19 protein-coding genes and 1 tRNA gene are annotated in these 22227 nt (G+C 42.2%); 4 read left to right on the forward strand and 16 right to left on the reverse strand.

The genetic code is table 11. The features are described from left to right. Positions 1 to 36: 36 nt before the first annotated feature. The 10 genes from H8Z79_RS15390 to H8Z79_RS15435 all read right to left on the reverse strand — a co-directional run bounded on the left by H8Z79_RS15390 (position 37) and on the right by H8Z79_RS15435 (position 10889). Entirely contained in the window at positions 37 to 1341 is a 1305-nt protein-coding gene (locus H8Z79_RS15390; RefSeq protein ID WP_200793042.1) for a cupin domain-containing protein, read from the reverse strand. Positions 1342 to 1360: 19 nt separating this feature from the next. Further along, a complete protein-coding gene (locus tag H8Z79_RS15395; RefSeq protein ID WP_118041317.1) occupies positions 1361 to 2395 on the reverse strand; it encodes an aldose 1-epimerase family protein in 1035 nt (344 codons plus the stop codon). Positions 2396 to 2398: 3 nt separating this feature from the next. Then, positions 2399 to 2827: an RbsD/FucU family protein gene (locus H8Z79_RS15400; protein ID WP_072523415.1), complete on the reverse strand. Its 429-nt coding sequence runs from the start codon at positions 2825 to 2827 to the stop codon at positions 2399 to 2401. Positions 2828 to 2974: 147 nt separating this feature from the next. Then, positions 2975 to 4036 carry a substrate-binding domain-containing protein gene (locus tag H8Z79_RS15405; protein WP_118041315.1) on the reverse strand — a complete coding sequence of 354 codons (1062 nt, stop codon included), beginning with the start codon at positions 4034 to 4036 and terminating at the stop codon, positions 2975 to 2977. 93 nt (positions 4037 to 4129) lie between these two features. Further along, positions 4130 to 5077 (reverse strand): ABC transporter permease, encoded by a 948-nt coding sequence (locus H8Z79_RS15410; RefSeq protein WP_072522578.1) that lies wholly within the window; start codon positions 5075 to 5077, stop codon positions 4130 to 4132. Continuing rightward, positions 5074 to 6588: a sugar ABC transporter ATP-binding protein gene (locus H8Z79_RS15415; RefSeq protein ID WP_118041313.1), complete on the reverse strand. Its 1515-nt coding sequence runs from the start codon at positions 6586 to 6588 to the stop codon at positions 5074 to 5076. The genes H8Z79_RS15410 and H8Z79_RS15415 overlap by 4 nt, the downstream gene beginning before the upstream one ends. Positions 6589 to 6611: 23 nt before the next feature. Next, on the reverse strand, positions 6612 to 7826 hold the full coding sequence (locus H8Z79_RS15420; protein WP_072522576.1) for a hypothetical protein: 1215 nt from the start codon (positions 7824 to 7826) through the stop codon (positions 6612 to 6614). A 381-nt stretch (positions 7827 to 8207) separates the two neighbouring features. Next, a complete protein-coding gene (locus H8Z79_RS15425; protein ID WP_072522575.1) occupies positions 8208 to 9290 on the reverse strand; it encodes a LacI family DNA-binding transcriptional regulator in 1083 nt (360 codons plus the stop codon). Positions 9291 to 9299: 9 nt separating this feature from the next. Beyond that, on the reverse strand, positions 9300 to 10151 hold the full coding sequence (aroE, locus tag H8Z79_RS15430; protein ID WP_118041311.1) for a shikimate dehydrogenase: 852 nt from the start codon (positions 10149 to 10151) through the stop codon (positions 9300 to 9302). Positions 10152 to 10175: 24 nt separating this feature from the next. Continuing rightward, positions 10176 to 10889: an acyl-[acyl-carrier-protein] thioesterase gene (locus H8Z79_RS15435; RefSeq protein WP_072522573.1), complete on the reverse strand. Its 714-nt coding sequence runs from the start codon at positions 10887 to 10889 to the stop codon at positions 10176 to 10178. A gap of 138 nt (positions 10890 to 11027) precedes the next feature. Here H8Z79_RS15435 and H8Z79_RS15440 point away from each other — a divergent pair, with 138 nt between their 5' ends. Next, positions 11028 to 11636, forward strand: coding sequence for a GNAT family N-acetyltransferase (locus H8Z79_RS15440; RefSeq protein WP_118041309.1), 609 nt, complete (start codon positions 11028 to 11030; stop codon positions 11634 to 11636). Between the two features lie 52 nt (positions 11637 to 11688). Here H8Z79_RS15440 and H8Z79_RS15445 read toward each other — a convergent pair. Continuing rightward, positions 11689 to 11760 (reverse strand) — tRNA-Gln (locus H8Z79_RS15445). A 161-nt stretch (positions 11761 to 11921) separates the two neighbouring features. Between H8Z79_RS15445 and H8Z79_RS15450 the strand changes: the two genes are divergently transcribed. The 3 genes from H8Z79_RS15450 to H8Z79_RS15460 all read left to right on the forward strand — a co-directional run bounded on the left by H8Z79_RS15450 (position 11922) and on the right by H8Z79_RS15460 (position 15140). Then, positions 11922 to 13385, forward strand: a complete 1464-nt coding sequence (locus H8Z79_RS15450) for a nicotinate phosphoribosyltransferase (protein WP_015543425.1) — start codon at positions 11922 to 11924, stop codon at positions 13383 to 13385. Positions 13386 to 13442: 57 nt separating this feature from the next. Next, a complete protein-coding gene (locus H8Z79_RS15455) occupies positions 13443 to 14006 on the forward strand; it encodes a M15 family metallopeptidase (protein ID WP_015543424.1) in 564 nt (187 codons plus the stop codon). Positions 14007 to 14108: 102 nt separating this feature from the next. Then, positions 14109 to 15140 (forward strand): 3-deoxy-7-phosphoheptulonate synthase, encoded by a 1032-nt coding sequence (locus tag H8Z79_RS15460; protein WP_015543423.1) that lies wholly within the window; start codon positions 14109 to 14111, stop codon positions 15138 to 15140. A gap of 81 nt (positions 15141 to 15221) precedes the next feature. On the opposite strand, the gene spoVT is transcribed toward H8Z79_RS15460, so the two are convergent. The 5 genes from spoVT to H8Z79_RS15485 all read right to left on the reverse strand — a co-directional run bounded on the left by spoVT (position 15222) and on the right by H8Z79_RS15485 (position 22006). Then, the gene (spoVT, locus tag H8Z79_RS15465) at positions 15222 to 15770 is read right to left on the reverse strand and encodes a stage V sporulation protein T (RefSeq protein ID WP_015543422.1); all 549 of its coding nucleotides are present in this window, start codon (positions 15768 to 15770) and stop codon (positions 15222 to 15224) included. A gap of 89 nt (positions 15771 to 15859) precedes the next feature. Further along, positions 15860 to 18853: a bifunctional diguanylate cyclase/phosphodiesterase gene (locus H8Z79_RS15470; protein WP_118041307.1), complete on the reverse strand. Its 2994-nt coding sequence runs from the start codon at positions 18851 to 18853 to the stop codon at positions 15860 to 15862. A gap of 35 nt (positions 18854 to 18888) precedes the next feature. Beyond that, positions 18889 to 20328, reverse strand: a complete 1440-nt coding sequence (locus H8Z79_RS15475; RefSeq protein WP_118041329.1) for an extracellular solute-binding protein — start codon at positions 20326 to 20328, stop codon at positions 18889 to 18891. A gap of 194 nt (positions 20329 to 20522) precedes the next feature. Continuing rightward, positions 20523 to 21227 (reverse strand): hypothetical protein, encoded by a 705-nt coding sequence (locus H8Z79_RS15480; protein ID WP_118041305.1) that lies wholly within the window; start codon positions 21225 to 21227, stop codon positions 20523 to 20525. A 221-nt stretch (positions 21228 to 21448) separates the two neighbouring features. Beyond that, the gene (locus H8Z79_RS15485; RefSeq protein ID WP_118041303.1) at positions 21449 to 22006 is read right to left on the reverse strand and encodes a hypothetical protein; all 558 of its coding nucleotides are present in this window, start codon (positions 22004 to 22006) and stop codon (positions 21449 to 21451) included. Between the last annotated feature and the right edge of the window lie 221 nt (positions 22007 to 22227).

Genomic DNA, 22227 nt, shown 5'->3' on the forward strand with positions numbered 1-22227 from the left:
CCCGTTTTATTCAGGCTTACCTTCTCACAGCATTTCTTAGTTTTCAGGTACTTCCTGCGGTACACCCGGGCAGTTCGGTCCAAAATGTTTCAGAACTACGAGCGGTTCTACCTTGCTGGTATTTGTAATTGTGATTCCTTTTACAGATGCCTGCTCTGATACGAAGAATTCATCAGAGCTCTGCTGGCCAAAGTGAAGTAATGTCGGGGCCTCAGCATCATAAACACCAAATTTTCCATGCCCCTGAACGAAGATACAGCCATATGCAGCGCCGTCTTTAATTGTTACAGTCTGTCCCGGATATACGGTCAGCTCTTTTGCTGCAATGTATGGATTTGCGTATGTAATCCATTTCTGTACATACTGTTCTGTTTCTGTCTCTACGATTGGTCTGCGGAAGTAGTGTTTTCTGTAGTGAGGATCCACGTTCTTATCCCAGTCAAGAAGTTTGAATACATCTTCAATATCTTTCTTGTCTTCCGGAAGCTCCTCATCCAGCATTTCCGGAGGATAAACTTCACCAGATACAATGTTTTCATATACGGAGTTTACATCGGAGTTCCACTGTGGCTCATATGTCAGTACAGATGCCGGTGCATGGATAACGCCCGCCGGTGTATACCAGCCGGTTCCAAGCTCTACTCTGTAAGCTCTGGAAAGTTCTGTAATTCGTGTATCATCATCTGCAAAATGACGGATTCTGTCTTTAATCTCTTCCGGATCAACATCCGGGTCAAATCCGAAATATGTGTAGTTTGCTTCACCAAAATAGTTATTTAACTGTTTCGGGAAATAATAGTTTTCCGGTTTTCCGAGTTTGCCTACTCTTGCAGCATCTTCAAATCCCAGATGCAGATGATGGAACAGTGGATTTTCATTATCAAAGAATTTGGAATACATCGGCCATCCGTTGTATTTTTCCATTAATTCTTTACCAACAATCTCTTCTCCAAGTACTTTTACAGCGTTTCTCAGAGAAAATTTTTCGTCACTGTCATAATCTACACAAACATATGCCATACCTTCATCGGCTTTTGCAGTCTCACCATTCTGTGCTGCAATTGTTGATGCAAACCATCTCTCAGTGATGGAACCTCGTGCCATACCAAATGCAAAATAATCATCCGGATGAAGTTTTAATCTGTGACCTGCTTTACCAAATCTTCTCGGTACGAATGCAGGAAACAGGCGGAAAACGCCTTCTCCTTTTTTAAATGTGGAGCGAATAACTGCTTCATCTTCTGTTGCATCTTTTACTACAAGATTTCCTGTTTTTTTGGCTTCTTCAAGCTTTGCATCCAGTGCATCGCCGGCTTTTTTGATCAGATCTTTTTCTGTCATGATTTTTCTCCTTTTACTCTTAAAGATTTTTTACAGCTTCGAACTCTTCTCTTCCCTTTAAAATTTGAAAGGTCAGATTGTATTCTTTTACTTCTCCTGGCTCGAGGTATTTCATTGAGCCGTTATTTACCGCATCTTCGATTCCATCAATCGTAGAGTTTGCAGGTTCCAGACCCATAACATAGTCTCCTGCTCCCATCATCTTCCACTGAACAAGGTGATCCAGAGTACTTAAGTCGATTTCGATTGCAATACCCAGATCAAGTTCCGGATTGAATATGGCAACTTTTGAATGATTGTTTTCATCCGGTTTCAGTTTGTGATAATAACACATCTCCTCATAATCCGGATCTGCCGCTTCAGGATACATCCAGTCTGCAATGCCTTCCTGCGCATGTTCATCTCTTGCCTTTGTTTCCAGTGCCGGTATATATACTTCGCTGTCCGGTGTAAGGATCGGATAACCGATATTACAGTGATAAAGAATCATCTGGCGGACTTTTTTGAATCCTTCATTTTTTACCTTATCTCTGACTGTGATTTTTCTGTCTTTGTAATAGCAGCGGATTTCACGGTTCAGTGACATCTTGTCTCCGAAAATAATCGCATCACGAACGGTTCCTCTGATCACTGCACATGGTGTTTCGCCACTTTCGTCGATCACATAACTGACATTTTCTGCCGGTGTATGTGAAAGATTTCCATGAAGTCCATAAGAAGTTCCCTCATACTCGCATGGGGCACCTGCAACTTTTAATCCACACGTGGTCATGAATCCCGCGGTAAAGCTTTTGAGGAATCCAAGTCCCTTGTCATCAAAATATTCCGGTGCAACCACACCACATGGTGAAATAAATCCAATGTTTTCTCCGCAGAAATCAAGATACGGAATATCCATTCCTCTGCTTATATTTACATCAAAATGCATACCCGAACGATTCTGAACATCCACCATTTCCACACCGGATGCCTTTCCATCTTCCATACGGATCTTCTTTACTTTCATCAGCTGATCCTTATGTCCGATGTACTTTTTCTCTTCCTGATAATTCATTTTTCAGCAAACCCCTTTCTGAAGGATTATGTTTCCATAACGGGATTCGTCTCCTGTCTGAACGATCACAAATGCATCTTCTGCTGTTTTGTAAAACGGAAGACGATCTATAAATTCAAAATCATGGAATGCATCATCTTTGTCATATTTGTTTAAAAGTTCTCTGTATGTTTCCCAAATCTCCGGAACCGGCTCTGTCGGAAGGTTTCTCATAAGTCTCACCGGGTTGTCGATAAAGTTGTCCAGCGGAAACAGCTGCAGTATTGCTTCCAGAAGCTCTGGAATCATAATGCCGTCCATACGGATCATTTTTTTTGCATGTGCGGTTCCGGGGAAATTAGCATCTGCCAGAATCAATACATCGGAATGTCCCATTTCCATCATTGTCTTTACCAGTTCCGGAGGTAAAATTTTTGGTATATTTCTCAGCATTTTGTGTTTCCTTTCTAATTTTTTCTCTGTTTTTGGGCGCAAAAAGCACCGCTGCAAAGTCCATTCTTTGCCAGCGGTGCCTTGCGTTACTATCTAGGTCTCATTTTGTTTTATAAATTCATATTGTCAGCTTCTCTGAATCAAAAATTATTTTGTTTCTTCTTCAGTTGTATCTTCTGCTGCTGTATCATCCGCTGCTTCGTCTGTTTTCTCTTCAGTTGTATCTTCTGCTGCTGCGTCATCACCGGAGATAGCATCTACACCACCTTCAAGGTATGCATCTACGTTGTCTTTTGTGATCGGGCGGAATGGAATTCTTGTATCAAGCTCAACTTCTTCGCCTTTAGCTGCTGCAACTGCAACATCAACACCAACACGTCCCTGTCCTGCGGAGTCCTGAAGAACAGATACACCATAGGAACCATCTTTAACTGCTGCTACTGCATCATCAAGACCATCTACACCACCGATGATGATGTCGTCTCTGCCTGCTGCCTGTGCTGCTGAAAGAGCACCCATACCCATATCATCGTTCTCGCAGATGATAGCTTTCAGATCATCACCATAAGTTGTGATCCAGTCTTCTGCAAGTGCCATAGCTTCATCACGTTTCCAGTTAGCTGTCTGAGTAGCTACTACATCGAAATAGTCAAGCATTCCGACTTCTTCGAATCCTGCCATACGTCCAACCTGTCCTGACTGTCCCATAGGTCCTTCAATGATCGCTACTTTGGATCCTTTTTCAAGTCCGGATTCTTCCATGAACCATTTACCGAGAAGTTCACCGGATTCCTGATCTGTACAACCTACAAATGCTGTGTAATTCTTATCACCGATGTCACCATTGTCAACGATGATCGGAACACCTGCGTCATTTGCCATGGAAACAACAGGAGCACTTCCTTCTACACTCTGTGGAATTACAACAAGAGCATCTACTCCTGCTGCCAGAAGAGTTTCGCAGTCACTGATCTGTTTATTTACATCGCCGCCTGCATCATACATAAGAAGCTCTACGCCAAGTTCTTTTGCCTCTGCCTCAGCTGCATCTGCAATAGCTGCTACGAATGTGTCAGAGTTGTCTTTTGATGAGAAACCGATCTTGATATCAGCATTGTCCTTCTCTGCTGCTGATACTGATACATTAAATGCACCCATTGTTGCGATCATAGAAACTGCAAGTAACCCACCCAAAACTTTTTTCTTCATATTTGCTTCCTCCTTAAAAGAAAATGTTATATTTTTAATATCACTGTGATATTAAATTCCCCATTATTCAGTTTTTATTTTTGTAGTGCTTAATTATGCTTTTTTACCTTTTGTTCTCATATCCAGGAATACTGCGATGATGATCAGTAAACCTTTTACAATCTGCTGCCAGAAAGAGTTGATATTCATCAGGTTCATGGAGTTCTGTAACAGACCCAGAATTACGAAACCGATGATAGTTCCTGACAGAGAACCGATACCACCACTCATACTTGTTCCACCGATCGCTGTTGCGGCGATAGCATCCATTTCATAGGATTCACCAGCTGTCGGCTGACCGGAACTGATACGTGCTGCAAGGATCAGACCAACCATCCATGCACAAATGGAAGACATTACATAAACCATAAGCTGTACTCTCTGTGTACGTACACCTGAAAGTTTTGCGGCGTTCATGTTACCACCGATTGCAAATACGTAACGTCCAAAGGTTGTCATTGTAAGAATGACTAGGCCAATGATACAGAAGATTACCAGAAGGATGATCGGAACCGGGATTCCCAGAAAGTATCCCTGACCGATTACCTTAAAGCTCGGATCGGAGATCGTGTACGGTTTACCATTGGAATAAACCTGTGCAAAACCACGTCCGATAGTCATTGTTGACAGTGTTGCAATAAATGGCTGGAATCCTACATAGGAGATGAGCCATCCGTTAAATACTCCACATATAGCGGAGATTACCAGTGCTGCAAGACTTGCAAGGAACCAGTTTGTACCACTCTGAAGCAGTGAACCAACGATAACACCCGTGATAGCAACTACAGATCCGACTGAAAGGTCGATACCGCCGGTAAGAATTACGAATGTCATACCAACTGCCAGAATACCATTTATGGAAATCTGTCTCAGAATATTAATGATATTCTGACTTGTCAGAAATACATCTGATTTGATGCTCATAAAGACAATGATAAAAAGAGCAACAAATACAAGTCCAAATTGTCTCAGGATCTTTCCTATATCTTTTTTTTGTGTCATTGTTCATTTCCTCCAAATGCTAGATTCATAATAGCCTGCTGAGAAGCTGTTTCTTCGCCTTCCAGCTCTCCTTTTACTCTGCCGTTTGCCATAACCATAATACGGTTACTCATTCCAATCAGCTCAGGCATTTCAGAGGAAATCATAATGATCGCAATACCCTGTTTTGCCAGATCGATCATAATGTTATAAATTGCGGCTTTTGCACCTACGTCAATACCACGTGTAGGCTCATCCATGATCAGCACCTTAGGCTCTGACATCAGACATTTTGCTAAAACAACCTTCTGCTGATTACCTCCCGAAAGACTGGATACCAGATCATCGATTCCATTCATCTTAGTTGCCATTTTTTCTGTATATTCTTTTGCAAGTTTTCTTTCCTTCGACTTCTGAATGAATGATGCACCAGATAATTTATCAAAGTTCTGTAAAGATACGTTTTCTTTAATATTTCTGCAAAGCACCAGTCCCAGTTCTTTTCGGTCTTCTGATGCCATTACAATGTGATGTTTGATTGCATCCTGTGGATGTCTGATCGTAATCTGTTTTCCTTCCAGATAAATTTCTCCGAAATCCAGTTTGTCATAACCCACAAGTGCTCTCATTACTTCACTTCTTCCAGCACCTACCAGTCCCGCCAGTCCAAGAATCTCACCAGCTCTTACTTTAAGATTTACATCTTCAAAAACACCTTTTCTGGTGAAATTCTTCAGTTCAAGAACTACTTCTCCTTTTTTCGCCGTGTTGGTCGGATAACCACCTTCTAGTTCACGACCTACCATCATGTTGATCAACTGTTCTCTGGATGCATCAGCAACTTTCATGCAACCTATAAACTGTCCATCTCGAAGTACGGAAACTCTGTCGGCAAGTTCAAAAACTTCTTCCATTCGATGGGAAATGTAAATAATTCCAACTTTTTTTGATCTCAGATTATCAATGATATGGAACAGTGTCTCTGTCTCTTTTTCTGATAAAGAAGAGGTAGGCTCATCCATAATGATAACTTTGGAATTGTAGGAAACCGCTTTGATGATCTCCATCATCTGAATCTGAGCAATATTCAGATTCTTCATTTTCATTGTTGGTTTTATGTACTGGTCCAGTTCATATTCAACAAGAAGCTCCTGTGTTTTCTGATTTAACTGCTTTTTATCTACAAAAGGCAACCCTTTGATTTTTTTCTGTTCCCTTCCAAGAAAAACATTCTCTGCAACTGTCATTTCTGGAATAGGGCTTAATTCCTGATGGATCATGGATATTCCGGCATCAAGTGCTTCTCTTGCCGACTTGAATTCAACTTCTTTACCGTCAAGAACAACCTTGCCTGCGTCTTTTGTATAAATACCCATAATAATTTTCATAAGAGTAGATTTTCCTGCACCATTTTCACCCATCAGTGCGTGGAGCTCACCTGGTTCAATACAGAGTTCTGCTCCTTTCAGTACAGTTACTCCGGAGAAAGCTTTATCAATTCCTGTGGCTTCCAGTATGTATTTGCCTCCCAAGACTTTTCTCCTCCTTCAATTTTCTATTCAATAACCAAATCCGGGTTTTCCGAGAAATGTTTCAGAATCACGATTGGATCTGTGGTGGATGGATTTGTAATCACAACACCTTCTTTTGCTGCTTTTTCAGTTACAAAATATTCGTCATGTGTCAGCTGTCCATAATGGATCAGTGCCGGAGATTCGATTTCCCATTTTCCGAAAGTTCCGTGGCCTTCCAGACAGATCAGACCATATGGTGCGCTGTCTTTGATTGTTACAGTCTGTCCCGGGAGAACAGTCAGGCGTTTTGCACAGACTGTTTCACACTTATAGCAAATCCACTCTTCAATGTATCCATCTGCGATCATGTCTTCCATCGGTCTCACCGGCTTCGGTGCCATAAAACGGTTCTTATGGAAATCAGGATCTACGTTCTTATCCCAGTCGATAACATCCAGCAGGTATTCATAATTTCCAAGCTCTTCTTCCGGTGTGTTCTTCCAGAGAAGATCTTCTCCTACGATCTGTCCGTTCAGAAGGACTGACTGATACATTGCGTATACATCTGATGCAAACTGCGGTTCATAAGTACAAAGGCTTCCAGGTGCATGTAATACTCCCGGAGGTACATCCCATCCGGTATCAAGATCCAGCTTATATGCCATTGCCAGAGAAGTGATTCTGTTATCTCCTTTTGTAAAGTTTTTCAGAGATTCAAGAACTTCTTCTTTTGTAGTTTCAGGATTCAGTCCGAAGAAAGTAAATGGAAATTCTCCACCGTGGTTATTTAACTGTGACGGGAAGAAATACATTTCCGGTTTTCCTGAAGCACCAACTCTGTTCGCATGCTGATCTCTGTGATGGATGTGATGCGGCAACGGGCCTGCATTATCAAAGAATTTGGAAAACATCGGCCATCTGTGATATTTATTCCAGAGTGTCTCTCCGATAACCTCTGCTCCCAGAAGTTCCACAACATCTCTGAGCAGAACTTTTTCTTTTCCTTCATCATCAACTACAACATAGCTGAGGCCTTCATCTTCCGGTGTATCCGGCCCATTCTCAGCCCATGTGGTAGATGAAAACCATCTCTCATCTATTCCACCTCTCTGACCCAGAACAAAATAATCATCCGGATGAAGTTTGATTCTTTTTCCCGGTCTGCAAAACGATCTCGGTACCCAGGTAGGAGCAAGTCTTAAAATTCCGCCACCCTGTTCCAACGCTTTTTCAGCAAGTCTTTTTTTATTTTGCATATGATCCTCTCCTTTTTGGTAAAACGTTTTTCTAATGGTTAAAAAAAATAGTCTTGTTGATTATTGTGCTTTTTGCACTATTTTTCACATAATATACATATGTTTTAAGTGCTTTTGCCGTCTCAAGATAGATTTATCATATCTTTTTATATTGTATTTGTCAATTGATTTTTGTACACAATTTAATATTTGTAAATAGTGAAACGTTTTTCTGGTGCATTTTTGTTAAAATTGCACAATATTTTTTAAGTTTTACCCCCCCCCGTTCCGTAAAACGTTTTTTCATTTGTTTTGATTATACAATTATTTATATTTTTTGCAAATTTATCTACAAAAAAATCCCCGACGCCACCATCATCAGATGATATCGGGGATATCCTTTTACCAGTCGACCAGATTCCAGTCTTCCGGTGCATCTTCTACTGTTGATTTTCGTACAACAAGTCTTGCATTCATTTTGATACCTATTGCATCATAATATTTCTCATCCTGTTCTTCTATTCTCTGAAACAGTATCTTCGCCGCTTCGATCCCGGCATGTCTTTTCCGGATATGGATTGTTGAAAGTGACGGTTCTATCACACTCGAGAGGAAAACATCATCATATCCCATAAGTTTGATTTCTTCCGGTATTCTCTTTCCATATTCTTTCAGGACTTTCAGCGCACCAATCGCCATCTGGTCGTTTCCACAGAATACACCGTCCAGATCCGGCACCTGTTCCAGTAGCTGTTTCATACATGTATAACCGCTCTGATGGCTGTAATCACCGTAGGTCATCATTTTTTCCCTGTCATAATACATGTCATTCTTCTTCAGGCAGTCTTCGTAGCCTCTTATACGCTCCAGCGCGATCTGCAGTTCTGTGGCACCCGTAATATGACATATTTTTTTGCATCCACAGTCGATCAGGTGCTGCACTGCCTTCTGTGCATTTGCATATCCGTCAAAATACACAGAATCAATCCCAACGTCCGTCATGTCACGTTCCATACTTACCAGCGGGATTTTTTTATATTTATTTGCCTGTTTTCTCAACTGTGAAAAATATTTTTCTGCGCTCTCATTTGATATTGAAGAGACAAAAATAATTCCGTCTACCCGGTTCGCTATCAGTCTTCGAAACAACTCTTTTTCTCTTTTGATTGCATCCTTGTCACCATAGGTTGCCTGTGTATCACAAATGATGATCTGATATCCTTTTTCTACTGCTACTGAATTGATTCCCTTTACTACGTACGGATAAAACACTCCGCACATATCTTCTGTGATCACTCCGATCGTTCCCGTTTTATTATTTTTCATGCTTCTTGCTATCGGATTAGCCTCATAAGAAAGCTCTTCTACAGCTTTTTCTACACGCATCACCAGATCCGGGCTTACATATTTTGATTTGTTCAGGACATTGGACACCGTTGAAATGGACACTCCTGCTTTTTTTGCAACATCCTTAATTCCACTCATATATTTTTCTCAGCACTCTCCGTATTCTTTTTTCATTGCCTGCTTCATTACTTCCACAGGTGCTTTTCGTCCTGTCCACAACTCATAAGCCAATGCACCCTGATTTACCAGCATTTCCAAACCATTAAACGTTCTTAAATTATGTCTCTCTGCCTCCTGTAAAAACGAAGTTCTTAATTTATTTGGAATTACATCACATACTACCAGATCCTTCGGCAGTTTTTTATACTGAATATCCGGTTTTGCATCATCCTGAAAACCGATTGATGTTGCATTCACCAGAATATCTGTATCTTCCGGAATCTGTACACAGCCATCCCACGGCATAAAATTTCCTGTTGCAAGTGTCTTTTTGTTTATAATATCCACAAGTAGCTGTGCATGGTCTCTGTTTCGGTTGATCACCATAATATTACGCATTCCTGCCCCGGCCAGTTCCACAGCAATAGCTCTGGCAGCACCTCCGGCGCCCAAAATCACTGCGTTTTTCCCTTCCGTAGCGACATTTCCGTCATTCAGACTTTTCAGGAAACCTTTGCCATCTGTATTTTCACCGGCCAGTTTTCCGTCTTTCCAGTAGATTGTATTTACGGCACCCATGATCTGTGCGCTCTCTGAGACTTCATCCAGATACCGAAGAACTTCTCCCTTATGTGGCATTGTAATATTAATCCCGGTAAAGTTCATTGCGCGCAGACCCTTCATCGCATTTTCAAGATCACCGCACTTTACCTGGATTGTCAGATAGTCCATCGGTATCTGTTCTGAATCAAAAGCAGCCTGTTCCATAATTACTGTAGGATTATCATCTACTGGATCACCGAAAACGCCTACCAGCTGTCTCTGATACTTTCCCCTCATACATATACCTCCTGTCTGTTTATCTCACATTTTTTCCATAAATTCAACAACGGCATATGGTTCATTATTCCGGTCATTTAATAAAATTTTAGTCACACCATCTGCTTCTGCTTTTCCCGGGAAAATTTGATTATTCAACCGTGCCTGCTGCTTGTATTCTGCACGCATCTGATAAATCTTATAGTTCGCCGGAAGATAATCCATTGCCATCTGTACATACTGGCAATTGTTTACATGATGATTCGTATCCAGGTGATGCTTCTGGACATAAAATACATCTTCTTTTATATATTTCTCTGGTAAAACGATTTTCCTGGGGGCATAATCCATTTCCAGTTTTTCTTCCAGACCATACCCCTCCATATCTCTTTCGGTCAGCCTGACGGGAACCCCATTCTCTCTGTTAATATACGTCCAGAAAGTATTTGCATAAGCCAATCGTTCGCCATCTGCTGTATCCATAGTAAAATTACGAAAACCCATAAACCCCCGAAAACCATAAGCCCATGTGGAGGTTCTGATCTGTTCTCCCAACGCCGGATAGCGTTCAACAATCACCTGCCATGCAGACAATACCCAGAAACGTTTCCATTCCTTCAGTACTTTAAGGCCAAGTCCGACTTCTTCTGACTGAAATGTGCTGCAATCCTGGAAATAGTTCAGAATCCCCGGCAGAGTAAGCAGACCATTTTCACCGGTCTCACTGTATCGTACTCTTCCATCAAAACTATATATCATAATTTTCGCTCTCTTTCAATGTATTTCTTTATATTATGTCATATTTTACCATGTCTTTTATCTTAAGGTCAATTGTGGTATGCTGAATGCAGAAAATATTCTGAATCAAAATTCATCCAATTCAACGGAGGTATTATCATGTCATCAGCCGCTTCAAACATTCACATTCGTACCGCCTCCCCCGACGATGCAGCCGCACTCCTTGCAATCTATGCACCTTATGTTCGTGAAACCGCCATCACCTTTGAATATGAAGTTCCATCCACAGAAGAATTTACCCGGCGGATCACACACACGCTGGAAAAATATCCATATCTCGTTGCAGAAAAGGATCATACGATTCTGGGATATGCCTATGCAGGACCGTTTCACGAGCGTGCTGCATATGACTGGGCTGTTGAAACTTCCATCTATGTAGATCAGAATCTAAAGCACTCCGGCATCGGCAGACTTCTCCATGATGCGCTGGAAAATGCATTAAAAAAACAGGGCATTCTCAATATGAATGCATGTATTGCCTGCACACCAACAGAAGACCCTCACCTCAATAATAACAGCGTCGAATTCCATACACACATGGGCTATCGTCTCGTTGGTGAATTTTATCAGTGCGGATACAAATTCCGCACGTGGTACAACATGGTCTGGATGGAAAAACAGATTGGAGAGCATCTGACAGATCAGCCTGAGATCCGAAAATTCAGGGATATAGAATCCGACATCTGTTACAGGAAATTTACGAAGTAATTTCCTGTAACAAATACGAAAAAAAGCACCTCTTCCGAGGTGCTCCACTTAGCAGGGCTACAAGGATTCGAACCTTGAACTGACGGAGTCAGAGTCCGTTGCCTTACCGTTTGGCGATAGCCCTTTATTGTTTTTCGCTTACTCATCGCTCGCGACGAATGTTATTATATTACAGCCTTTCAAAAAAATCAACCCCTTTTTTTAATTTTTTTCAAAAAAATATTTCGTGCCGTTCTGTGGGAATAATGGTATAATAGATTAACCTTAAAGAAAAGGAGATAACAGATGAGAGCAATGAATCTGACCCTGCTCACCGATTTATATGAATTAACCATGATGCAGGGCTATTTTAAGAACCCGACCAATCAGACTGTAATTTTCGATATGTTCTATCGTGTGAATCCTTGTGGCGGCAGTTTTGCTATTACAGCAGGTCTGGAGCAGATGATTGAATATATTGAAAACCTTCATTTCAGTGATGAAGATATTGAATATCTCCGCAGCCTTCATATTTTTGAAGATGACTTTCTGGAATATCTGAGATCATTCCATTTCACCGGCGATATTTATGCAATCCCGGAAGGAACAGTTGTCTTCCCACGCGAACCTCTCGTTAAAGTAATCGCGCCGATCATGGAAGCACAGCTTGTTGAGACTGCGATCCTGAATATCATCAACCATCAGAGTCTGATTGCCACAAAGGCAGCCAGAGTATGCTATGCAGCCCGCGGTGACGGAATCATGGAATTTGGTCTTCGCCGTGCTCAGGGACCGGATGCCGGTATCTACGGTGCACGTGCTGCAGTGATCGGCGGATGCGCCGGAACATCCAATGTCCTCACCGGCCAGATGTTCAATGTACCTGTTCTCGGAACACATGCCCACAGCTGGATCATGAGTTTCCCGGATGAATATACCGCATTCAAAACCTATGCAAAAATGTACCCGAATTCCTGTACCTTACTCGTAGATACCTACGATGTGCTGAAATCCGGTGTACCAAACGCGATCCGCGTATTCGAAGAAATGCGTGAGGAGGGCATCCAGCTCACCCACTATGGTATCCGTATCGACAGCGGTGACCTTGCCTACCTTTCCAAAGAAGCTTACAAAATGCTGGCTGCTGCCGGTTTTGACGATGCAACGATTTCTGCATCAAGTGACCTCGACGAATACCTGATCGACAGCCTGAAGACTCAGGATGCCAAAATCAATTCCTGGGGTGTCGGCACCAACCTGATCACCAGCAAAGATAACCCGGCTTTCGGTGGTGTATATAAGCTCGCCGCAGTCAAAGATGACGGAAGCAGCTCCTTCACTCCGAAGATCAAACTTTCCGAAAACACTGAGAAAGTCACCAATCCTGGCAACAAGACCGTTTATCGTATTTACAGCAAATCCACCGGCAAGATCAAAGCTGATCTCATCTGTCTCGCAGACGAAGTCTTTGATCCGGAGGAGACGATGATCATTTTTGATCCGACTGATACATGGAAGAAGACTAAAGTCCTCGGCGGCACCTATGAACTCCGTGAGCTTCTGATTCCAGTCATCCGTGAGGGCAAACGTGTCTATACTTCTCCTGAAGTCATGGATCTGCGTGCATACTGCCAGAAAGAACAGAATACTCTGTGGGATGAATCCCGCCGTCTCGTAAATCCGCAGAAAGTTTACGTAGACCTTTCTCAGAAGCTGTTCGATCTTAAGAAAAACCTTCTTGAAGAAATGAGCGAAAAAGCGCTCGATTAAAAAGGCCTCATACTCCCCTCTCACCTTTCATATACTGGAAAATGAGGGGGGATTTTTATGATTACTGATTACACACGTCTGATCAATAAAGAGTATCCACTTCCACCGGACTATGTGCCACCGGATCTGATCGACATCGGGCTTCCATTTGACTGTGCTCCCGGCAATCCCAAAAGACTTCTCGAAAAAAGAACTGCATATGCTGCCAGAGAACTGATCTGTCGCGGTCAGCACGAGGGAATCAGTCTGTGCTGTGTCTCCGGTTACCGCTCCTATGACCGTCAAAAGGAGCTTTTCCGTGGCAGTTCCTACGTCGCAGCTCCCGGTACCAGCGAACATCAGAGCGGTCTCGCCATTGATCTTTCCAGTCCATCCGTACAGATGAAGCTTACAGAAAAATTCGGAGATACTCCGGAGGGACGCTGGCTTGCCTCCCACGCACCTTTTTATGGGTTTATCCTGCGCTATCCTTTCGGAAAAGAAGACATTACCAGGTATCCTTATGAACCCTGGCATATCCGTTTTGTCACCCGAACCCTTGCCATCTACCTTACAAAAACAGGCATGACACTGGATGAATACTATACTATTCAAAAAAAGGACTGTGCTATGACAGTTTAACGCGTTAATTTACTTTATTTTTTGGAAATAACGTGTTATACTACTGTTCAAAGCTGAAAAAAACACAATATTTGTGTGAAAATATCCATGGAGGAAACGATTATGTCTATGAAAACCAATCACCAGCTTCCGCTCCCGGAAGTGTTGAAGCAAGAATATCCACTCAGCGAAGAGCTGCAGAAAGCCAAGCTGCTTCGCGATCAGGAGATCCGTCGTATTTTTACCGGCGAATCAGATAAATTCGTCGTTCTGGTCGGTCCTTGTTCCGCAGACAACGAAGACACGGTCTGCGAATACGTCAATCGTCTCAAAAAAGTCGCTGACAAAGTATCTGACAAGTTAATGATCATTCCAAGAGTCTATACCAACAAACCACGTACTACAGGTGACGGCTACAAGGGCATGCTTCATCAGCCGGATCCGGATAAAGCCCCGGATCTTCTTGCCGGCATCATCGCAATCCGCAAAATGCACATCCGTGTGCTTGAAGAAACCGGTCTTTCCTCAGCAGATGAAATGCTTTACCCGGAAAACCGAAGCTATCTGGACGATGTGCTTTCCTATGAAGCAATCGGTGCACGTTCCGTCGAAAACCAGCAGCACCGTCTGACTGCAAGCGGCATGGACATTCCGGTCGGCATGAAGAATCCGACAAGTGGTGACCTGTCCGTTATGCTTAATTCCGTAATTGCCGCACAGCACCCACATCACTTCATCTACCGTGGATGTGATGTAGAAACCAGCGGAAACGAACTTGCACATACGATTCTCCGTGGTGGTGTCAACAAATACGGTCAGACCATCCCTAACTATCATTATGAAGATCTGATGCGTCTTTATGACCTGTATGGCAAAAAAAATCTCAAAAATCCAGCTGTCATCGTGGATGTAAATCATTCCAACTCCGGCAAACAGTTCAAAGAGCAGATTCGTATCGTAAGCGAAGTACTTCACAGCCGCAACTACAATCCGGATCTCCGCAAACTGATCAAAGGTGTTATGATCGAAAGCTATCTGCTTGAAGGCAGACAGGACATCAGTGACCACATGACTCCGGGCTGCTCCATCACCGATCCGTGCCTCGGATGGGAAGATACGGAACGTCTCATTTACGAAATTGCTGAGAAATGTTAACTTATTTTCAATAAACTCCCTGTTACCAAAAATGGAAGACTTTCGGTTCTCCGAAAATCTTCCATTTTAGCTTTTATTATTTTATGATTCCATCTGTCGTCCGAGAAACCCTGCTGCCGTCTGTACGAGCATCTTTTCCGGGTTTCCGAACTTTTCTCCATTGCCTTTTCCGATCAGTGATACTGAACCAATCGCATCTCCGTCACAGATGATCGGCTGTACGATCACTGCTCCCGCATTTTCTTTCTGGTTCTCGACCAAAGATATTTTCCCGCGTTCCCCGGAATGAAAACAACGCATTTCTCTGTCTGAGATTACTCTGTCCAGTTCCCTGCTGATCTCCTTACCGGCAAATTCCCTGCTCCTCTGCCCTGCTGCCGCCACCACCTGATCGTGGTCTGTGATACATGCGATCATTCCTGTCGCCTGTGCCAGTGCCTCGGCATATTCTTTAGCGAAAAGATTCAATTCTCCGATAGGCGAATACTTTTTCAGGATGATTTCGCCTTCTTTATCCGTAAAAATCTCAAGCGGCGTACCTTCCTTTATCCGCAATGTGCGACGAATTTCTTTCGGAATCACAACTCTTCCGAGATCATCGATACGGCGGACGATTCCTGTTGCCTTCATATTTTTTATGTTCCTCCTGTTGTTTTTCCATATTTATATCTTCACTAATGTCGTTTGCTGTATCGTTATTATATGGAAAAACAGGAGAATTATGTGTAAAACTGTGAAATCGTTTTTAATGCAATCGGACTGATACTCGTCGGAACAGGATGCGGTTTTGCAATATAAAATCCCTGAAGCAGATCCACACCAAGTTCCAGAACTTTGTTGATCTCTTCCGGTGTTTCCAGCCCTTCTGCAACAATCTTCATGTCACGCTTGTGCGCATACGCAACAATATTTTCCACGATCTGCTGCTTGTCCGGATCCGTATCAATGTCACGAATGATCGAAAGATCGACTTTAATATAACCCGGTGCCAGATCGAGAAGGCTTTTTTCATTACTGTAACCGCTTCCATAGTCATCCAGTGCAAAGACACCACTGAATGCCGACGCATTTTTCTTGTGCTGCAGTGCGTGATAATCCAGCGATTCTTCCTCTGTGATCTCGATGACAAGCTGCTTTGCCAGATCTTTAAAACGCCTTGCAAATTCTTCCTCGTCTTCTCTGTCCATATGCTGGCTCGCAATGGAATTTACAAAGAGGAGTGCATCTCCCTTTATCAGATTCTTTTCTTTCAGTTCTTTGAATTCCTGTGTCGCGTGGAATAATGTCATACGCTCAATTTCACGCAGTGCACCTTCTTCCCGGGCAATTTTCATCACCACATCCGGTCGCTTCAATATCGGAAGTTCTGAGCGCATCAGAGCCTCATAAGCTTCAATCTCACCGGTTTTTGCGGAAACGATCGGCTGGAAGTAGTACGTAACCAGTTCTTCTTTCACAAAACGATGAAATTCACACCGAATCTGACTGTCACGAAATTCTTCTTCGTAAACATCCTGATCAAACTCTGCAATTTTGCCTTTTTCTGTCTTTTTGACCTGATACATGGCAAAATCCGCATGTTTTCTCATAACTCCCAGACTGTTGCTGTCCTCCGGATACCATGCCACACCACCTGAAATACTTAAATGCAGTTTCTGACCATTCGGCAGGTGAATGACCTTTCCTTCGATTGCTTTTCTCAACTTATCAAGCTGGTAACGAATCTCATCCTGACTCTTATATCCATGGAATAAAAGATTAAACTCATCGCCGGAAATATGCGCACTTAACGTTCCTTTCGGTGTGCCCTCTTCCAGACAACGTCCTGCCTGACGGATATATTCATCGCCCCAGTCATGGCCAAATGTATCATTTGTATACTTGAGGTTATCCAGATCCATCATAACCAGAGCAGCATGGCCGATCTTGTCCGGATGGCTGAATATCTTTTCACTTTCCCGTTTAAATGCACGACGGTTATGCAGACCGGTCAGTGCATCATAATCTCTTTCATGTTCGATTCGGAGACGTTCCATCATAGCAGTTGTCACGTCTTCCACCAGTCCAACCTGTACCCAGCCTTCCATTTTCACTTCCATTCGCACATAACGAAGACCTCTCTTCGGAAGCCGGACACAGTAAATATTTGTATCACCTGATTCTGATTTAAAGAAATAATTTTCTGTAAAATCTCTAAGTATCTTTCGAAACTCGTCAAGATTCAAAACAGCATCTGCACTAAAAGGCGCTCCTATCACAGTGAAGAAATTTTCTGTAAAAAATACACTTCCTGTATCAAACCGAATCTCATATCCACCAATCTCCACACTCGCCATTTCCATAATACGCAGGAATTTCGTAGAAGTGTTCAGGACATCCTGACTGAGCTGTGTGATCGCATCAGAAAACTGATCCAGTTCACGGATTCCTGTGCCGGAAAGTTTCGGAATCTTATCTCTGCTTCCCTGTGCTTCTGCCACTTCCTCTGAAAGTTTTGCAATCGGACTTGCCAGACGCCGACTGATAATATAACTGCATACCACACCAACCAGCAGCGTAATCAAAATTGTCAGCTTCAGCATTGCAAAAACCTGATTTCCAAATGCATAGAGATTTTTTTGCTCTACTGCACCGATCAGCATCCACTGTTCTTTTGAAAATGGCGCATTTTTGTTGTACAGTTCCAGCGGATATGCCGATACCATGTATTTCTTTTTGCCGGCATTCATTTCATAAATATTTCTGGAAAGCCGGTTCAACGTAATGTCTTCACCCACTGTACCTTTCAGTGTTCCTTCTTTTGACGATACATCTACAGATTTTACATTTACAGTATCTGAGTCCAGATCTTCTCCTGTCTCAGCCAGAATATACGTACCTGTATTATTATTCTGAAGTTCCGTATATGGAAGCATCGTCTCCAGATAAGTCGTAAGCATTTCCACACCTATGACACCATATACTGTTCCATCGTCCAGAATCAGCGGAACAGAATATGCCACCACTGAACGGTCATCTCCCGGCAGAGTATACGGTGTACTTGTCCAGTGTCCGTAATCCACTGCATTTAGCTGTCCACCATCCTTATATGCTGCCTGAAAAACAGGATAAAGAATTCCCTCAGTTTTGTTATTTTTGAATTTTATTCCCGGTGTCCAGCCCTTGTCCGTAGAAATCCCAAGAGACTTAACAAGCTGCACCGGCGAACGCTCAAGCAGAAGATCATGATTTCTTTCGGAAGCGGCTGTCATCGGATCCAGATCTCTGATATAAATTCCCTGCAATACAGAATCTGTCTCACGTTCATCAAGATCATGTGTATTAAATATCACAAAAATACCATTGACCGACCTGTGGCGCAGCACATTGATAAGACTGTCACTGGTTTCTTCCATCAGAGATGCACAGGCTTTTTCATCAGAATCAAGTTTTTCAATATCCAGTCCTGATGCAATCCTGCTTTCTACAGCATTATTCAATATGCCGGATATAGACGACAGATTTTGATTTTCTACCATAGTGGTTTCCAGATAATTCTGTCTGTTTTCCACCTGTTTTTTCAGAATATCCACGGCATTCTTGTTAAGCTGTTTCCCTACGTTTCCAAAATACAGCGTAGCCACTAAAAGGAACAGTTCTATTATCAATACAATCAGCATTGCCTTAAATATTGACTGAAAAATCGATTTTTCTTTTTTCTTCTGTTGATGCATCCGGAAAAATCCTCCTTCTCCAGTTTCAGAATACACTAACCCTCATATGTCTGTAATTTTGTCAGCGTATCTTCATACCATCTGTCAAAATATTCTCCGGTCAGAAATTCTTCGGTTGCCGCTTCCATCGTCTGTCCGGCATCAATTCTTTCCTGAACAGCCTTTCTGTCCGCATCCGCAAGATCACTCATTGAATATTCCAGTACTGAACGGGCATCCTGCCCGCCTTCAAATGCCGGTGTTGTATATAATTCATTGTTATTTACTGTTTCAACAGCTTTTGTCAGAACCTTATCCATAGATTTTGGAAGATCTGTTCCACCCTTTCTGATCTCAACCATATCGTTTGCTTTTTGGGTTACCGGAAGATATCCCGACCCAATAGAAAAGCTGGTATTGTTCTCCGGTTCTGTAAGATATTTCAAAAATTCAACGCTCGCTTCGATTTCTTCATCAGAGCCTTTCGTCACAACCATTCCGGCTCCCTGCTGTACTGCAACCTTTTTTCCTCCCTCAAACTCAGGCGGTGTAAGTACTTCCAGTTCAATATCATGTGATTCTGTGTCACTGGTCATTACCTGTGTCGGGAAAAATGTGGCACTTGAAGTTGCACCCACATATGCCAGAATATTTCCGGTTTTAATATCATCACTGCGAAAACGACCGGATGCCGCAAAATATCCTTTTACATATGGAACATAATAATTGTCCCAGAGTTTACGGACAATCTCTTTGTCAAAATTCAACGTCATCTTACCGTCTTTCACTTCAAAAAGATTTCCTCCGAGCTGTCTCGCACCTACAAACATATAATTTGCCATTGCATCTCTTCCAAACAGTGCCTTACCGTCATCTGGTTCTTCTGTCTGTTCATCTGTCCAGTTATAGTATTTCTCTGAAGTCTCTACCAGGTCTTCTACTGTCTCCAGATCTGACTCGTCTGCGCCGGTTGCTTCTGCAAATTTATCCCAGTCCGTTTTATTCAGAAAAAGAAGTTCTGTAGATTTTGCAACCGGGAATATCTTAATACTGCCGTCACCGGAGAAATCACCTTCTTTTAAATAAGCATCTATATATTCACTTTTTTCTTCATCAGTCAGATAATCACTGAGATCGACCACCTGACCTGCCTGATCTAATTTATATGCAGTATCTGCATATGCAGAAAAAATATTCGGCATATCGGCCGCACCGACTTTTTCTTCGGCAGCATCCATTACATTTGATTCCAGGTCATTAACACTTCCCTGACTGGAACTTTCCACAACAATATTCTTTTCTTTACCTACACTTTCATTAAAAGAATCTACCAGGGCATTAAATGCATCCAGCTGCTCTCCATTATAATAAGTCCATACCGTCAGGTTTACAGGTTCTTCTGATTTTCCGATCCCGGGCTCTGCCCCGCATCCTGTAAGCAGACCTGCAAGCATTGCGCTTCCTGCCAGTACAGTGATTATTCTCTTCTGGTTCATGTTGTCTCCTTCCCTGAGCCTTCTGTACATCTTTACAATTTTCAAGCATAACCTGGTACCATTGTACCATCTCAGGACTACGTCTTCAACAATAGCTGCCTTGTATTTTCCGCATTTTCTGCACAGAAAAAGGAGCTGCCGCACTGATTCCTGCTCAGTACGGCAACCCCTATTAATCTTATTTCAGATATTTTTTATCTGTTCTTTCTTCTTTTTTCCTTAAGCAGAAGAATTACTGCTGCCAGGGAAAGTAATGCCAGATACAGATTTACTTCCGTCGGTGTGGAATCTCCAGTCTTTACAGAAAGAGGAATTCCTTTTGTCTTCTGATTCGGAATATCCTGGCCTGACTTCTTCTCCTCCTCTTTTTCGGAAGATGGTTTCTGTTGAGGTTTCCTGTCTGTTTCCTGTTCAGGCCGTTTTCCTGAATTCTGATCATCACCGTTGTTTTTATCAGGTTTCTTAGAAGGTTTCACCTTACGGTAACTGTTGACATAATGAACTTCGCCATATGCGGAGCTGATATCTACGTTTCCGCTGACATGGATCAGAAGAGGATTATCTTCATAACCAGTATGTCCATTGGAACGGATCACAAGATTACTGGAATCTACATCTTTTCCAGATACATCACCTCTTGCGATAATGTCAATGTCCTCTGCTGTCATTCCTCTGATTTCCATTTTATCTGAAATATTATCCAGATAAATGTTGTCTGCTTTAACCTTGATACTGTCTATATCTGTTGTCATTCTGTCATCAGGTGCTCCAAAGTTTCCATTGATCTCTGCTTCCAAATGTCCGCCACTGATTATGGAATCTGCCGTTTTACCGGTCAGATCACCGTCAACTCTGATCTGTACAGTGCCATCTTCTCTCTTTCCGTGGATTTCATCCACGATAAGATCTCTGTCATTTTCGAGATAAACATTATCTGCGCTTGCTTTGACTTCTGAAACACTGACACTGAATGGATTATCCGTTGTTCCGATGTCGCCATCCGCCGCGGACAGATCTGCTCTTTTTGCTTTAACTGCCGGAGATTTTCCCGGAACATCTTTCAGATTTCCATCTACCCGGATCGTAACATCTCCGGTTCCGTTACTGCTGTTGATGTTGTCTACTGTAAGATCAGACGGTGATGTAAGAGAAACATAAAGTAATAATATCCCTCTTCACTCCGGTCCAGATTTATAAGCTCTGTACAGCCCTCCATAGCTTCATCAAATCTTCCTGCTGAAAAACAGAGAGCCGTTCTGGTCATCTTCATCTGTATCTTTTCTTCTTCTGTAAGTTCCATTTCTTTCAGAAGATAATCAACCGGTTCTATAGCTTCTTCGTATTTTTCTTCTTTAATGAGTTTTTCGGCTTTATTACATGCATCAAGAAGTTTCTGTTGTTTATCCTGAAGTTGTCTCTTTGCATCTTTAAATGCTTCAAGCACTTTCATTGGATCTTTCAGTACTTCCTGTATCTGTGCGTCCAGAAGTGTTTCGGGTCCGAAATCTGTCTGTATTTCCTGCTGTGCTGTATAATGAATTACAAATTCCGATACAACAAGCACCGTCACAAGACAGACAGCAGTTACACGGAGCCACTTTTTGCGGTACCATTTCGTCTTTGTCCTTCCGGGATTCTCAGAAGGTCCTCTGATTTGTTGTTTCTTCTCTATCTTCATTATTTCTTTTCTCCACCGCCTTTTCTTAATTTTCAGAATTTTTCATTAAAAAATATTAATTCACAAAAATATAGTTATTTTTATAATACTTCTCTGAAATATTTTTTTTCAACATCGAAAGAATGAAACGTACAATAACGGAACGAAAAACAAAGTGAAATATAATACATGAAAACATCTTGATAATATGATAATTAATAATATTTCAGTGTGAAAAATCA

The sequence above is a fragment of the Blautia intestinalis genome (genome assembly GCF_014297355.1).
Lineage (GTDB): Bacteria > Bacillota > Clostridia > Lachnospirales > Lachnospiraceae > Blautia_A > Blautia_A intestinalis.

Bases quoted from the DNA above. Each gene is read 5' to 3' on its own strand.
- H8Z79_RS15475 (WP_118041329.1), bottom strand. From the start codon at position 20,328: ATGAACCAGAAGAGAATAATCACTGTACTGGCAGGAAGCGCAATGCTT.
- aroE (WP_118041311.1), bottom strand. From the start codon at position 10,151: ATGAGGGGAAAGTATCAGAGACAGCTGGTAGGCGTTTTCGGTGATCCA.
- H8Z79_RS15460 (WP_015543423.1), top strand. From the start codon at position 14,109: ATGTCTATGAAAACCAATCACCAGCTTCCGCTCCCGGAAGTGTTGAAG.
- spoVT (WP_015543422.1), bottom strand. From the start codon at position 15,770: ATGAAGGCAACAGGAATCGTCCGCCGTATCGATGATCTCGGAAGAGTT.
- H8Z79_RS15395 (WP_118041317.1), bottom strand. From the start codon at position 2,395: ATGAATTATCAGGAAGAGAAAAAGTACATCGGACATAAGGATCAGCTG.
- H8Z79_RS15400 (WP_072523415.1), bottom strand. From the start codon at position 2,827: ATGCTGAGAAATATACCAAAAATTTTACCTCCGGAACTGGTAAAGACA.
- H8Z79_RS15440 (WP_118041309.1), top strand. From the start codon at position 11,028: ATGTCATCAGCCGCTTCAAACATTCACATTCGTACCGCCTCCCCCGAC.
- H8Z79_RS15435 (WP_072522573.1), bottom strand. From the start codon at position 10,889: ATGATATATAGTTTTGATGGAAGAGTACGATACAGTGAGACCGGTGAA.
- H8Z79_RS15455 (WP_015543424.1), top strand. From the start codon at position 13,443: ATGATTACTGATTACACACGTCTGATCAATAAAGAGTATCCACTTCCA.
- H8Z79_RS15390 (WP_200793042.1), bottom strand. From the start codon at position 1,341: ATGACAGAAAAAGATCTGATCAAAAAAGCCGGCGATGCACTGGATGCA.
- H8Z79_RS15425 (WP_072522575.1), bottom strand. From the start codon at position 9,290: ATGAGTGGAATTAAGGATGTTGCAAAAAAAGCAGGAGTGTCCATTTCA.
- H8Z79_RS15485 (WP_118041303.1), bottom strand. From the start codon at position 22,006: ATGAAGATAGAGAAGAAACAACAAATCAGAGGACCTTCTGAGAATCCC.
- H8Z79_RS15410 (WP_072522578.1), bottom strand. From the start codon at position 5,077: ATGACACAAAAAAAAGATATAGGAAAGATCCTGAGACAATTTGGACTT.
- H8Z79_RS15420 (WP_072522576.1), bottom strand. From the start codon at position 7,826: ATGCAAAATAAAAAAAGACTTGCTGAAAAAGCGTTGGAACAGGGTGGC.
- H8Z79_RS15450 (WP_015543425.1), top strand. From the start codon at position 11,922: ATGAGAGCAATGAATCTGACCCTGCTCACCGATTTATATGAATTAACC.
- H8Z79_RS15405 (WP_118041315.1), bottom strand. From the start codon at position 4,036: ATGAAGAAAAAAGTTTTGGGTGGGTTACTTGCAGTTTCTATGATCGCA.
- H8Z79_RS15470 (WP_118041307.1), bottom strand. From the start codon at position 18,853: ATGCATCAACAGAAGAAAAAAGAAAAATCGATTTTTCAGTCAATATTT.